13 protein-coding genes are annotated in these 12,991 nt (G+C 64.8%); 8 read left to right on the forward strand and 5 right to left on the reverse strand.

Going from position 1 to position 12,991, the window contains the following annotated elements:
- The first annotated feature begins 8 nt into the window (after positions 1-8).
- The gene (locus tag ACZ5BO_RS24680; protein WP_464696809.1) at positions 9-605 is read left to right on the forward strand and encodes a 2-hydroxychromene-2-carboxylate isomerase; all 597 of its coding nucleotides are present in this window, start codon (positions 9-11) and stop codon (positions 603-605) included.
- 78 nt (positions 606-683) lie between these two features.
- On the opposite strand, the gene ACZ5BO_RS24685 is transcribed toward ACZ5BO_RS24680, so the two are convergent.
- From ACZ5BO_RS24685 to ACZ5BO_RS24700, 4 genes are all read right to left on the reverse strand, one after another.
- Positions 684-2,492 carry an aminopeptidase P family protein gene (locus tag ACZ5BO_RS24685; RefSeq protein WP_464696810.1) on the reverse strand — a complete coding sequence of 603 codons (1,809 nt, stop codon included), beginning with the start codon at positions 2,490-2,492 and terminating at the stop codon, positions 684-686.
- A 55-nt stretch (positions 2,493-2,547) separates the two neighbouring features.
- Entirely contained in the window at positions 2,548-3,717 is a 1,170-nt protein-coding gene (locus tag ACZ5BO_RS24690; protein ID WP_464696811.1) for an aminotransferase class V-fold PLP-dependent enzyme, read from the reverse strand.
- Positions 3,718-3,926: 209 nt separating this feature from the next.
- Positions 3,927-4,541 carry a LysE family translocator gene (locus tag ACZ5BO_RS24695; protein ID WP_464696812.1) on the reverse strand — a complete coding sequence of 205 codons (615 nt, stop codon included), beginning with the start codon at positions 4,539-4,541 and terminating at the stop codon, positions 3,927-3,929.
- A 103-nt stretch (positions 4,542-4,644) separates the two neighbouring features.
- Positions 4,645-4,905 (reverse strand): hypothetical protein, encoded by a 261-nt coding sequence (locus ACZ5BO_RS24700; RefSeq protein WP_025127295.1) that lies wholly within the window; start codon positions 4,903-4,905, stop codon positions 4,645-4,647.
- A 395-nt stretch (positions 4,906-5,300) separates the two neighbouring features.
- Between ACZ5BO_RS24700 and msuE the strand changes: the two genes are divergently transcribed.
- The 4 genes from msuE to ACZ5BO_RS24720 all read left to right on the forward strand — a co-directional run bounded on the left by msuE (position 5,301) and on the right by ACZ5BO_RS24720 (position 9,407).
- Positions 5,301-5,864, forward strand: a complete 564-nt coding sequence (gene msuE / locus ACZ5BO_RS24705; protein WP_025127294.1) for an FMN reductase — start codon at positions 5,301-5,303, stop codon at positions 5,862-5,864.
- 9 nt (positions 5,865-5,873) lie between these two features.
- Positions 5,874-7,019, forward strand: a complete 1,146-nt coding sequence (ssuD, locus tag ACZ5BO_RS24710) for an FMNH2-dependent alkanesulfonate monooxygenase (protein WP_025127293.1) — start codon at positions 5,874-5,876, stop codon at positions 7,017-7,019.
- A gap of 80 nt (positions 7,020-7,099) precedes the next feature.
- Positions 7,100-8,287, forward strand: coding sequence for an acyl-CoA dehydrogenase family protein (locus ACZ5BO_RS24715; protein ID WP_025127292.1), 1,188 nt, complete (start codon positions 7,100-7,102; stop codon positions 8,285-8,287).
- A gap of 22 nt (positions 8,288-8,309) precedes the next feature.
- Complete coding sequence (locus tag ACZ5BO_RS24720) at positions 8,310-9,407, forward strand: sigma-54 interaction domain-containing protein (protein ID WP_464696813.1); 1,098 nt, start codon at positions 8,310-8,312, stop codon at positions 9,405-9,407.
- Here ACZ5BO_RS24720 and ACZ5BO_RS24725 read toward each other — a convergent pair.
- The gene (locus ACZ5BO_RS24725; RefSeq protein WP_025127290.1) at positions 9,404-9,769 is read right to left on the reverse strand and encodes an antibiotic biosynthesis monooxygenase; all 366 of its coding nucleotides are present in this window, start codon (positions 9,767-9,769) and stop codon (positions 9,404-9,406) included. The genes ACZ5BO_RS24720 and ACZ5BO_RS24725 overlap by 4 nt on opposite strands.
- 109 nt (positions 9,770-9,878) lie before the next feature.
- Between ACZ5BO_RS24725 and soxR the strand changes: the two genes are divergently transcribed.
- From soxR to ACZ5BO_RS24740, 3 genes are all read left to right on the forward strand, one after another.
- The gene (gene soxR / locus ACZ5BO_RS24730; RefSeq protein ID WP_025127289.1) at positions 9,879-10,358 is read left to right on the forward strand and encodes a redox-sensitive transcriptional activator SoxR; all 480 of its coding nucleotides are present in this window, start codon (positions 9,879-9,881) and stop codon (positions 10,356-10,358) included.
- Positions 10,359-10,504: 146 nt separating this feature from the next.
- Positions 10,505-12,343: an AAA family ATPase gene (locus ACZ5BO_RS24735; RefSeq protein WP_464696814.1), complete on the forward strand. Its 1,839-nt coding sequence runs from the start codon at positions 10,505-10,507 to the stop codon at positions 12,341-12,343.
- The gene (locus ACZ5BO_RS24740) at positions 12,340-12,984 is read left to right on the forward strand and encodes a 4Fe-4S single cluster domain-containing protein (RefSeq protein WP_464696815.1); all 645 of its coding nucleotides are present in this window, start codon (positions 12,340-12,342) and stop codon (positions 12,982-12,984) included. The genes ACZ5BO_RS24735 and ACZ5BO_RS24740 overlap by 4 nt, the downstream gene beginning before the upstream one ends.
- Positions 12,985-12,991 lie beyond the last annotated feature (7 nt).

A 12,991-nucleotide genomic window follows, 5' to 3' on the forward strand; every position in this document is an offset into this window, starting at 1 on the left:
TCTGAACCATGAGTAAAACCGTCGAGTTCTTTTTCGACCTGGGCAGCCCGACCGCCTACCTGGCCAACAGCCAACTGCCAAAGATCTGCGCCCAGACCGACAGCCAACTGATCTACCAGCCCATGCTCTTGGGCGGCGTCTTCAAGAGCACCGGCAATGCCTCCCCCATCAGCGTCCCCGCCAAAGGACGTTACATGCTGCACGACCTGGCGCGCTTCGCTCGGCGCTATGAGGTGGAGCTCAATTTCAACCCGCACTTTCCCATCAATACCCTGCTGCTGATGCGAGCGGTAACCGGGGTGCAGATGCACCTGCCAGAACGCTTCGTCGAGTTCATCGACTGCCTGTTCCGCGCACTCTGGGTCGACAAGCGCAACCTCAACGATGCCGTCACCGTGACCCAGGTCCTGGAACAAGGCAGCTTCGATCCGCAACAGATCCTCGACTTCAGCAATGACGAAGAGGTCAAGGCGCGGCTCAAGGAGAAGACCGATCAAGCACTGAAACGTGGAGTATTCGGCGCCCCCAGCATGTTCGTGGGTGACGAGCTGTTCTTTGGCCAGGACCGCCTGGACTTCGTTCGTGAGGCCTTGGGCCGGCAATAGTCGCCAGCCTCCCTGGCGACTGCGGCTCGCCAGGGAAACTCACCGACATCACCCGCATTGCGCGGCTGATGCGCTCTTTCAAATAGCTGCGGTCCGCGCCTGCAACCACTCCAGTGCCGCCCCTTTGAGCAACGGCTCCAGACGCCGATGCACCTCGGCATGGTAGGCGTTGAACCACTCACGCTCATCCTCGGTGAGCAATGACGGTTCCAGGCACCGGGTATCGATCGGACACAGGGTCAGGGTTTCAAAACGCAGGAACTCGCCAAACTCGGTACTGCCCGCCTCACGATTCAACACCAGGTTCTCGATCCGCACACCCCAGCGCCCGGGGCGGTAGGTGCCTGGCTCGATGGAGGTGATCATTCCCGGCTGCATGGCGGTTTGCGGTGCCGGCGCCGCCTGGTAGGCAATCACCTGCGGGCCTTCGTGCACATTGAGGAAGTAGCCGACGCCGTGCCCCGTGCCATGACCGTAATCCACCCCTTCGGCCCAGATCGGCGCGCGGGCGATGGCATCCAGCAAGGGCGAAAGAATGCCCCGTGGGAACTGTGCCCGGGACAAGGCGATCACGCCCTTGAGCACCCGGGTGCAATCGAGCTTCTGCTCAACCGTCGGGGTCCCGACCGGCACCATGCGCGTGATGTCGGTCGTGCCGCCCAGGTACTGGCCACCGGAGTCGATCAGCAGCAGGCCGTCGCCCTCGATCACTGCGTGCTCTTGAGGCGTTGCGTGGTAATGCGGCATCGCGCCATTGGCGTTGAACGCGGCAATGGTATTGAAGCTCAGCGAAACATAGCCCGGACGCCGTTCACGGGCCGCGGTCAGGTGTTCATCGATGGTCAGCTCGGTAACACGCTCGCGCCCCAGGGCGCTTTCCAGCCAGGCGAAAAACTCGCAGAGGGCCGCCCCGTCCTGCTCCATGGCCTGTCGAATGTGCTCGGCATCGGCCAGGCTCTTGCGCGACTTGGCCAGGGTGGTGGGGTTGAGCCCTTCCAGCAGTTTCACGTCGGGGTTGAGATTCTCCAGCAAACCGGCCGTGACCCGCGCCGGATCGATCTGCAAGGTCGCGCCAGCGGGAACCCCACGCAGCGCCGCGGCCACTTCCGAGTAGTCGCGCAGGCTGACGCCATCGGCCTCGAGCACCGCGCGCAAAGGCGCATCGACCTTGCTCAGGGCCACGAACAAGGTGGCCTGCTGCTGGCTGATCAGTGCGAAGGAGACAAACACGGGGTTGAAGGAAACATCGGCGCCACGCAGGTTGAACAACCAGGCAATGTCATCGAGGGTGGCGATGAAATGCCAGTCCGCGCCGCGCTCCTGCAGGGTTTCCCGAAGTTTGCCGAGTTTTTCCACCCGGCTCGACGTGGCCTGCGGCGGCAGGTGTTGATAGACCGGCTGATCAGGCAGCGCCGGCCGATCCGCCCAGGCGTCCTGGAGCAGGTCGATGTCGGTGCGCAGGCGAGCCCCGCGCTCTTGCAGCTTGCCGCCCAGGGTCCGGGCCGAAGCCACGGCCATGACCGCACCATCCACTGCGACCACCGCGCCTGACGGGGTCTGCTCGGCCAGCCAGTCCAATGGACCGGGCTGGCCCGGCTGCAATTTCACCAGTTCGATACCGCTGCCCTTGAGCTCCTTGCCGGCCTGCTCCCAGTAACGGCTGTCTGCCCAGACCCCGGCGAAATCCGCGGTCACGATCAAGGTGCCCACCGAGCCATGAAAGCCCGACAGCCACTGGCGCCCCTGCCAGTAGCCCGGCAGGTATTCCGACAGGTGCGGGTCCGCCGAGGGCACCAGCAAGGCATGAATGCCCTCGCGGCTCATCAACTGGCGAATGTGCGCAAGGCGCTGGGGGACCACTCCATTGGTCGTAGGCTGCGTACTCATTGTGTCTCCTTAACCGGCTTATTCATTGTTATGGAAGGTTGCAATCACGCAACCCTCAAGACGGGGCTCCGGCCCAGAATGCCGGAGCTATGGCGGTTGACGCCTTGATCAATTGTGCAGCCCGATCCACATCCTGCTCGGTGGTGAAACGCCCGAGGCTCAGGCGGATGGTCCTGCCCGCCAGGCGCGCATCATGCCCCAGGGCCAGCAATACATGGGAAGGCGAGTTACTTGCCGAATTGCATGCTGAGGTCGCGGAAAATGCCAGGGATGCACTCAATGCCGCCGAGTCGAATTCACCCTCGCTGAAGGTCAGGCTCAAAGTGTGGGGAATGCGTTGGCTGGCACTGCCATTCAAGCTCAGGCCGGCGATGCCCGCCAGTTGCTCCAGCAGGCGCTGGCGCAGGCGGATGATGGTCGCGGTTTCTTCCTCGAACAACGCTTGGGCCAAGGCAAAGGCCGCGCCCATGGCGGCAATCTGATGAGTGGCCAGGGTGCCGGAGCGCAGACCGCCCTCGTGGCCGCCGCCATGGATCTGCGCCAGCAGCCGCTGCTGCGCCCGGGGCCCGACGTACAAGGCACCGATCCCCTTGGGGCCATACAGCTTGTGGGCGGAAAACGACATCAGGTCCACCGGCCATTGCGCCAGGTCGATGGCCACCTTGCCCGCGCCCTGGGCCGCATCCACGTGCAGCAGCGCACCATGCTCCCGCACTGCCTGGCCAATCGCCTGGACGTCGTTGAGGGTGCCCAGCTCGTTGTTGACCAGCATCAGGGACACCAGGAAGGTGTCATCGCGCAAGGCTTCGCTGACCGCCCGGGCACTGATCAGGCCCTCGCCATCCGGCACCAGGTAGGTCACCGCTACACCGGCGTCCTGCAACTGCCGGGCGGTATCAAGTACCGCCTTGTGTTCAATCTGACTGGTAATGATGTGCCCGCCGCTCACGCCCCGGGCCTGCATCACGCCCTTGAGCGCCAGGTTGTTGGATTCGGTGGCGCCAGAGGTCCAGACGATCTGCTCGGGCTGCGCGCCCACCAACTGCGCCACCTGCTGCCGGGCAAGTTCGACACTGCGCCGGGCCTCCTGGCCGAAGGCATGGGAACTGGAGGCCGGGTTGCCGAAATTGGCATCGAACCCCAGGCACCCCAGCATCACCTGGATGACCCGCTCATCCACCGGCGTGGTGGCGGCATAGTCGAAATAAAGAGGACGCTTGTTCATGACAGAAGACCCGCAGAGCTTGTTCCAGGATCGGGGGGGTCGCCAGAGGCAGTGCAGAAACGCGCCGTCCACAGAGGCCGCGTCAACAGCCAGCACTCAAGCAATATCCGATCGGATGCCGTTAAAGAAGGACAACTTCGTTTAAAAGTGCGTAGGAACGCTCCTGGCACGCAGCTTAACAGGCTCGGGGCAAAGCATTGAAGCACCGCTCAACTCAGGCGTTCAAAGAGTAACGGCGCCAGGGAAAGCACCAGCAGCATGGCCATCCCCAGATTGAACAGGCGCAGCCAGCGCGGGTTGCGCAACACATTGCGCAACAGGCTGCCACAGGCCGCCCAGAGGCTGACCGTAGGTGCGTTGATCAAGGCGAACACCGCGGCGATCACCAGCACATTGCTGAAGTAGCCCTGCAACGGGGTGTAGGTGCTGATGGCTCCCACCGCCATCACCCAGGCCTTGGGGTTGACCCACTGGAACGCCGCCGCGCTCCAGTAGCCCATGGGTTGCCCCCGGCTCTGTTGGTCATCGGCCAGAGGGCCGGAACGGGCGATCTTCCACGCCAGGTACAGCAGGTACGCCGCGCCGACATAACGCAGCACCCGGTACAGCACTGGATAAGTCTCGAACACCGCCCCCAGGCCCAGGCCGACGGCCAGTACCAGCACGAAGAAACCGCAGCTGATGCCGAGGATATGCGGGATCGAACGGTTGAAACCGAAGTTCACCCCCGAGGCCCGCAACAGGGTGTTGTTGGGGCCGGGGGTAATGGAAGTGACCAGGGCAAACAGGGCGAATGCCAACAGCAGGTCGAGAGAAAGGGTCATGGCTGCACGGTCCTGGGCAAGGTCGATCTGGCCTCGACCCTACGCCTGCACCTGCCTGAAACCCACGGACAGTTGCACAAAACTTCAGCCGGTACAGTTGCGCTCAACTGGCCGGATGCGGGCGACTGACATTGCGCTGGGCGCTCATTTCACCCTGGCCATCGAACACTGCAGGGCGGTCAAGCAGCTCGGCCTTCTTCTGCTGGTACTCCTCGAATGACAGGCCGCGACGGTTCAAGGCTTCCATCGCCAGTTCCCGGGTTTCCTGCGCTGTGTAAGGACGCAGTTCGGGAGCACCGGGGCTGGCACAGCCGGCCAGCACACTTAAAACCAACATCAGCAGAACAACCGAATAAGCCTTCATGGCGAGCACCTGGAGCGGGTTGCGAACAATGAACACAGGCTACTCGCCGGCCAGCGGGGGCAAAAATCATCCCGCTCGATAGTCGCTATCGACTGTTCAACAGGCCCGGGCCCGCACTTCATATTCGATAAAAACCTATAAATATCTAAAAAAGCTCTTTTGAGGAATAACGACAAGCCTTTATAACAGCCATGGCGTGACCCAACTGTTGCCTGGGCAACTGTTGGCCAGGCAACAGCCAATCAACAAAACCAGGTTCCGGCAACAGCGATCGGCCACCGCCGATAGCGCCAAAAGCCCCGGACTACAAGGCCTGGACAGATTGGTACAGCTCTTGCTCCTGAGCCTGGTACAGGCCATGGCTCGCCGAGCCACTGTTAAAAAAGGAACCGATCATGTCCCGCCCCTTGAACGTCGTTGCCCTCTCCGGTGGAACCTGGCGTCCGTCCCGGACCCTGGTGCTGACCCAGGCCCTGCTGGCCGAACTGTCCGGGCACCTGCCCATCGCCAGCCACCTGATCGAACTGGGCGAGATTGCCCGTCCGCTGGGCGCAGCCCTGTCGCGCCAGGAACTGCCGGCCGAAGTCGAGGCAGAGCTACAGGCCATCGAAAACGCCGACCTGTTGATCGTCGCCGCCCCGGTGTATCGCGGTTCCTACCCGGGCCTGCTCAAGCACCTGTTCGACCTGATCGACCTCAACGCCCTGATCAACACCCCAGTGCTGCTGGCCGCCACCGGTGGCAGCGAGCGCCATGCCCTGGTCCTGGATCACCAACTGCGCCCACTATTCAGTTTCTTCCAGGCCCTGACCCTGCCGATTGGCGTGTACGCCACCGAAGCCGATTTCAGCAATTACCAGATCACCAGTGAGCTATTGAAGGCACGCATCCAACTGGCCACCGAGCGGGCCGCGCCGCTGTTCGGCGCCCACCCCAAACACCTGCTGAAAAGCGCCTGAGGAGCTTGCATGGACGTGTTCTGGTTTCTACCGACCCACGGCGACGGCCATTACCTGGGCACCACCCAGGGCGCCCGCCCGGTCACCCTCAACTACCTCAAGCAGGTGGCCCAGGCCGCCGACAGCCTGGGTTACCACGGCGTGCTGATTCCCACCGGGCGCTCCTGCGAGGACTCCTGGGTCATCGCCTCGGCCCTGGTGCCGCTGACCGAGCGCCTGCGCTACCTGGTGGCGATCCGCCCGGGGATCATCTCGCCCACCGTCTCCGCACGCATGGCGGCAACCCTGGACCGGCTGTCCAACGGCCGCTTGCTGATCAACGTGGTCACCGGCGGCGACCCGGACGAGAACCGTGGCGACGGCAGCTTCCTCAGCCACAGCGAACGCTACGAAGTCACCGACGAATTCCTGAGCATCTGGCGCCGCGTGCTGCAAGGCGAGTCAGTGGACTTCCACGGCAAGCACCTGCACGTGCAGAACGCCAAGGCGCTGTATCCACCGGTGCAGAAACCCTACCCGCCACTGTATTTCGGCGGTTCCTCCGAGGCCGCCCATGAACTGGCCGCCGACCAGGTGGATGTCTACCTGACCTGGGGCGAGCCTCCGGCTGCGGTGGCCGAAAAACTCGCCGACGTGCGCCAGCGTGCGGCACGCAAGGGGCGCCAGGTGAAGTTCGGCATTCGCCTGCATGTGATCGTGCGCGAGACCGAGGAGCAAGCCTGGGCGGCCGCCGACCAACTGATCGAACACATCAGCGACGAGACCATCGCCGCCGCCCAGCAGTCCTTCTCGCGCTTCGACTCCGAGGGCCAGCGGCGCATGGCGGCGCTGCATGACGGGCGCCGCGACAACCTGCGGATCGCGCCCAACCTCTGGGCCGGTGTCGGCCTGGTGCGGGGCGGCGCCGGCACCGCCCTGGTGGGCAACCCGCAGCAAGTGGCGCAGCGCATCAAGGAATACGCCGACCTGGGCATCGAGAGTTTCATCTTCTCCGGCTACCCCCATCTGGAAGAGGCCTATCGCTTTGCCGAACTGGTGTTCCCGCTGCTGCCGCAACCCTACGCCAGCCTCGCCGGCCGTGGCGTCACCAACCTGACCGGGCCGTTCGGCGAAATGATCGCCAACGATGTGCTGCCCGCCCACGCCAAGGCCTGATCGATGCCGCTGGCCGTCCGCAAGCCCTTGCGCACCGCCGTAGGCCGGCCTCCCCTGCCCCTACCGATGAGGAACACCGCGTGACTGCCAAACCGCAAAGCGCCCTGTTATCCCCCTTGCACACCGCCCGCCAACTGGCCGCCGAGTTTGCCCTGACCGCCGTCGAACGCGACGAGCGCGGTGGCACCCCCAAGGCCGAGCGCGATGCCCTGCGCCACAGCGGCCTGCTGGCCCTGAGCATCCCCACCCAGTTCGGCGGCCTGGGCGCCCCCTGGAGCGAGACCCTGAACATCGTTCGCGAGTTCGCCCGGGTCGACAGCTCCATCGCCCACGTCTTCGGCTTCCACCATCTGATGCTGGCCACCGTGCGCCTGTTCGCCCGGCCCGAGCAATGGCAACCCTGGTTCGAGCAGACCGCGCGCAAGAACTGGTTCTGGGGCAACGCCCTCAACCCACTGGACACCCGCACCGTCGTGAAGAACCTCGGCGGCTGGCGCGAGTTTTCCGGCAAGAAGAGCTTTTGTTCCGGCGCCACCGACTCGGAAATGCTCATCGCCTCGGCGGTGGATGAAAGCAACGGCGGCAAGCTGCTGATCGCCGCGATTCCCAGTGGCCGCAGCGGCATCACCCTGCACAACGACTGGAACAACATGGGCCAGCGCCAGACCGACAGCGGCAGCGCCAGCTTCGAACGGGTGCGGGTGGAAGAGTCGGAACTGCTGCTGGACCCAGGCCCCCTGAGCACGCCGTTCGCCTGCCTGCGGCCCCTGATCGCCCAGTTGACCTTCACCCATATGTTCCTCGGCATCGCCGAAGGCGCCTTTGCGGAAGCCCGGCACTACACCCTCAGCGAAACCCGGGCCTGGCATAAATCCAGCGCCCAGGAGGTGCATCAGGATCCTTATATCCTCAGCCACTACGGGGATTTCTGGGTCGCCCTGGAAGGCATCCGCCTGCTGGTGGAACGGGCCGCCGCGCAGTTGGACCAGGCCTGGGCCAAGGGCCCGGCCCTGAGTGCCGAGGAACGCGGGCACCTGGCCACGGCCATCGCCACCGCCAAGGTCGCCGCCAGCCGCCAGGGCCTGGAACTGTGCAGCCGGCTGTTCGAAGTCACCGGCGCCCGCTCGACCCACGCCTCCCTGCGCCTGGACCGCCACTGGCGCAACCTGCGCACCCAGACCCTGCACGACCCGCTGGACTACAAGCTTCACGAACTGGGCGATTGGGCGCTGAACCAGGCCCTGCCGACGCCGACCTTCTATTCCTAGCCTTCTGCCCCGGAGAGTGCCGATGCGGCTTCTGACCCTACCCCCCTCCCCCGCCCTGGCGACCTCGATCCGCGCCACGGCGCAAGTGTTCGAAGACCCCAAGTCCCAGGCCCTGCTGGCGCACCTGCAGCAGGTGGCGCCGAGCGAAGCCAGCGTGCTGATCATCGGCGAGACCGGGACCGGCAAAGAGCTGGTGGCCCGCCATATTCACAACCTCAGCGCCCGGCGCAACCGCCCCTTCGTCGCGGTGAATTGCGGCGCCTTTTCCGAATCCCTGGTGGAGGCGGAACTGTTCGGCCATGAAAAAGGCGCCTTCACCGGCGCCCTCAGCGCCAAGGCCGGCTGGTTCGAGGAGGCCGACGGCGGCACCCTGTTCCTCGACGAGATCGGCGACCTGCCCATGGCCATCCAGGTCAAGCTGCTGCGGGTGTTGCAGGAGCGCGAAGTGGTGCGCCTGGGCTCGCGCAAGAGCATTCCCATCGACGTACGGGTGTTGGCGGCGACCAACGTGCAGCTGGAAAAGGCCATCAACGCCGGTCACTTTCGCGAAGACCTGTACTACCGCCTGGACGTGGTCAGCCTGGAGCTGAGCCCCTTGCGCGAGCGCCCCGGCGACATCCTGCCGCTGACCCGGCATTTCATCGAGGCCTACAGCCAGCGCCTGGGCTACGGCCGTATCAGCATCAGCCAGGAGGCCGAGCACAAGCTCAGAGGCTACAGCTGGCCGGGCAACATCCGCGAGCTGGAAAACGTCATCCACCACACCCTGCTGATTTGCCGCAACGGCGTCATCGAACACAGCGACCTGCGCCTGTCGAACATGCGCATCGAACGCGCCGACGACCACCCGAGCCACGACGACTCCGCCGAGGCCCTGCTAGAGCGCGCTTTTCAGAAACTCTTTGCGGAACAGGCCGGGGCCCTGCACGAAAAGGTCGAGGACGCCCTGCTGCGCGCGGCCTACCGCTTCAGCCACTACAACCAGGTACACACCGCCAACCTGCTGGGCCTGAGCCGCAATGTCACCCGCACCCGACTGATCAAGATCGGCGAACTGGCGGTGAACAAGCGCCGCTCCGTACAGCAGCCCAACGAGCGCACCCTGCAACTGTCGATCTAGCCCAGCAGGTGGCAGTGCAAGGCATTGTCAGGGCTGCGGGCGATACTGCTCAGCACCTGGAACGAGCCGAAGGTCACGGTCTTGGCCTGGTGGGCGAGGATCAGTTGCCAAAAATCCAGCTCGCCACTCTCGATGCGCTGGAAGGCCGCCTCACCGGCCTCCCGGGACTGCCACTGCAGGTAGTTGAGCACCCGCCGGCCGTCGTCGCTGGCCTGCACACTGGCACTCAAAAAGCCGCCATAACCCTGGGCCAGGCGCTCGCTCTGCTCGGCCAGGGCCGACACCAGGGCCTGCTGCTGGTGAGGCTCGATCTCGAATTCGATCAATTGGGTGAAGCTGCGGTTTCTCTCAAACGATGCCATGGACGACTCCCCACTGCGCTGATAGCGAATCTTGTGATTGAATGCGCTGCAGGGTAAAACCTCTAGTTAAGTCAAGGTCAAGCCCCTTTTTTCACACCGGTAGCTTCTGATGATCGAACACGATGCCGTGCACAAGGAACTCAGCGTCGGCCAACTCGCCGCTCGCAGCGGCGTGGCGGTGACTGCGCTGCACTTCTATGAAACCAAGGGCCTGATCAGCAGCAACCGCAACCCGGGCAACCAGCGGCGCTACCCGCGCTCGATGCTGCGCCGGGTGGCCCTGATCAAAGTGGCGCAACGCTTGGGAATTCCCCTGGCGGAGATCGGCCGGGCCCTGGCGACCCTGCCTGTCGACCGCTCCCCCAGCGCCGCAGACTGGCGACGTTTGTCGGAACAATGGAGCCGCGAGCTGGACGAGCGCATCCACCAGCTGAACCAGCTGCGCGAACGCCTGAACCTGTGCATCGGCTGCGGCTGCCTGTCGATGGAGGGCTGCCCGCTGCGCAATCAGGATGATTACCTGGGAGAAGACGGCGCCGGCGCCCGCTTGCTCGAGCCCGGTGCTCCAGCGGATGCCCCAGGGCAGTAGCCTGCGCCGCATGCCCCAGCCTGCTGCCCTAGGCCGCCGGTTCCCACGCACAAGCAGAGTCATGTAAGAAGACACCCGAAGCATCGTAAGTAAAAACTTCCCTATGCTAATGTCGCCTCCTGCTTCCTACGACGAGCCTCGCTTCCATGCCAAGGACTGCCCCTTACGAAAAGCCGCGCTGGCTGCGCGACCTGTTGCGCTTCCTGCCCCTGAAAAGTCAGTTCGTGCTGTCCGGCAATGTCCGCGACCTGCAGGCCAGTGAAGTCGCTCCCGGCACTATCACCCCACAACCCTTCAACCTCAACCTGCGGGACGAACTGCTGGCCGCCGGCTACAGCCAGGTGCTCAGCTGGGACCCGCTGAAGGGGCTATCGGTGTTGCTGCCACCGGGCAGCGACCCGGCCCAGGCCGACACCCTGTTGCGCGAGTTGGGCCTGACCCCGGTGGAGGGCGCCGCCCCCGCGGGCCTGGATCTGCTGGCGGCGACCTTGCCGCGCCTGGTGGCGCGCCAGGGCGAGCCCTTGGCCCTGATCGTCGACTTCGCCTCCCGGCTGGTGGTGCGCAACGACGCCCTGAGCGCCGCCGAACATCAACTGTTCACCCTGGCCCTGGTGCTGTCCCACCAGGCCCGTAGCCGGCCGGCCGGAGAGCAGCGCACACCGTTTTTCAACAGCATCATCTGGGTGGTGGAAAAGGAAGGCGACCTGCCCGACTGGATGCTTATCGACAACCCGCGGCTACGGCAGATCCCCGTGTCCAAACCGGATCAGCAAGCCCGCCAGGCCCTGGCACCGGCGCTGCTGCGTGGTTTGCCCGGGGCCCAGGAGGCCAGTGACGAAAGCCGCGACCAGGCACTGCGCGCCTTTGTCGAAAACACCGAAGGCCTGCTGCTGCTCGACCTCAATGCCATCGTGCAACTGGCCCGGGTCGAAGGCCTGCCCCTGGAACGCATTGCCGACGCCGTGCGCCGCTACAAGGTCGGAGTCACCGAAGACCCCTGGCTGAAGATCGACCGCCAGCGCATCCGCCAGGCCGACGACTTCATCCGCCAGCGGGTCAAGGGCCAGGGCCACGCCGTGACCCACATGCTGGATATCGTCAAGCGCGCCATGACCGGGGTCGGCGCCAGCCGCAAGGGCAATCGGCCCCGGGGCGTGGCGTTTCTGGCCGGGCCCACCGGGGTCGGCAAGACCGAGCTGGCGAAAACCATCACCAGCCTGCTGTTCGGCGATGAAAGTGCCTACATCCGTTTCGATATGTCGGAATTCAGTGCCGAACATGCCGACCAGCGCCTGGTGGGCGCCCCACCCGGCTACGTCGGTTACGACGTGGGCGGTGAGCTGACCAACGCGATCCGCGAGAAGCCGTTCAGCGTGGTGCTGTTCGACGAAATCGAAAAGGCCCATCCGCGCATCCTCGACAAGTTCCTGCAGATCCTCGATGACGGCGTACTGACCTCCGGCCGGGGCGACCGGGTGTACTTTTCCGAGGCGCTGATCGTCTTCACCTCCAACCTGGGCATCTACCGCCAGGGCGACAACGGCGAGCGGGTGGCCAACGTGCAACCCGGCGAAGCCTTCGAAGCGGTCCAGGGCAAGGTCCAGGGGGAAATCGAACGCTACTTCAAACTGGTGCTCAACCGCCCGGAGATCCTCAACCGGATCGGCGAGAACATCATCGTCTTCGACTTCATCCGACCGGACATCGCCGAGCAGATCTTCCAGCAGATGGTCGGCAATATCCTTGCCGACCTGGCGGCCCAGTCCCTGCACGTCCAGCTCGATGACAGCTCCCTGCAGCAACTTCGCCAGCTGTGCCTGGGGGACCTGTCCAACGGTGGCCGGGGCATTCGCAACCAGCTCGAAGCGCACCTGCTCAACCCCCTGGCCCGCGCCCTGTTCGACCAGGACGCCCAGCCGGGCCAGCACTTCGAAGTCCGCCAGTTGCAACAGGGCGGCCTGTCGCTGTTAAGCCGCGAGCCGTGAACATCAGCCTGTCGCGGGTCCATTTCCCGGTCACCACCCTGGGGCCGGGGCAACGCCTGGGCCTGTGGTTCCAGGGCTGCAGCATCCGCTGCCCGGGGTGCATTTCCGCGGACACCTGGGGCCCGGGCAAGCAGCCGCTGCCCTTGCAACAACTGCTGCACGACCTGCAACCCTGGCTGGCCCAGGCCGAGGGCATCACCCTGTCCGGCGGCGAACCCTTCGACCAGCCCGACGCCCTGCTGGCCCTGCTTCAAGGGCTGCGCCAGCGCACGCCGGTGGACATCCTGGCCTACAGCGGCCATCCCCTGGAACGCCTGCAGCCGCTCCTGCACCAAGCCGACGGCCTGCTGGATGCGCTGATCTGCGACCCGTTCGAGCAACAACAGGCGCAAACGCTGGTCCTACGGGGCAGCGACAATCAGCGCCTAGTCCTGTTGACCCAGCTGGGCCGCCAGCGCCTGTCTGCCTACCAGCGCCCCCTGCAAGCCGAAGACCGGGCCCTGGACCTGATGTTCGACGACGATGGCAGCATCTGGATGGCCGGAATCCCGCGCCGGGACGATGTACTGCGCCTGCGCGACCTGCTCCACAACCAGGGCCATCAACTGCAGATCAGTGCCCACACCTCACGCCGCCGTTAACCGGAAC

It is taken from the genome of Pseudomonas sp. FFPRI_1 (genome assembly GCF_055384485.1).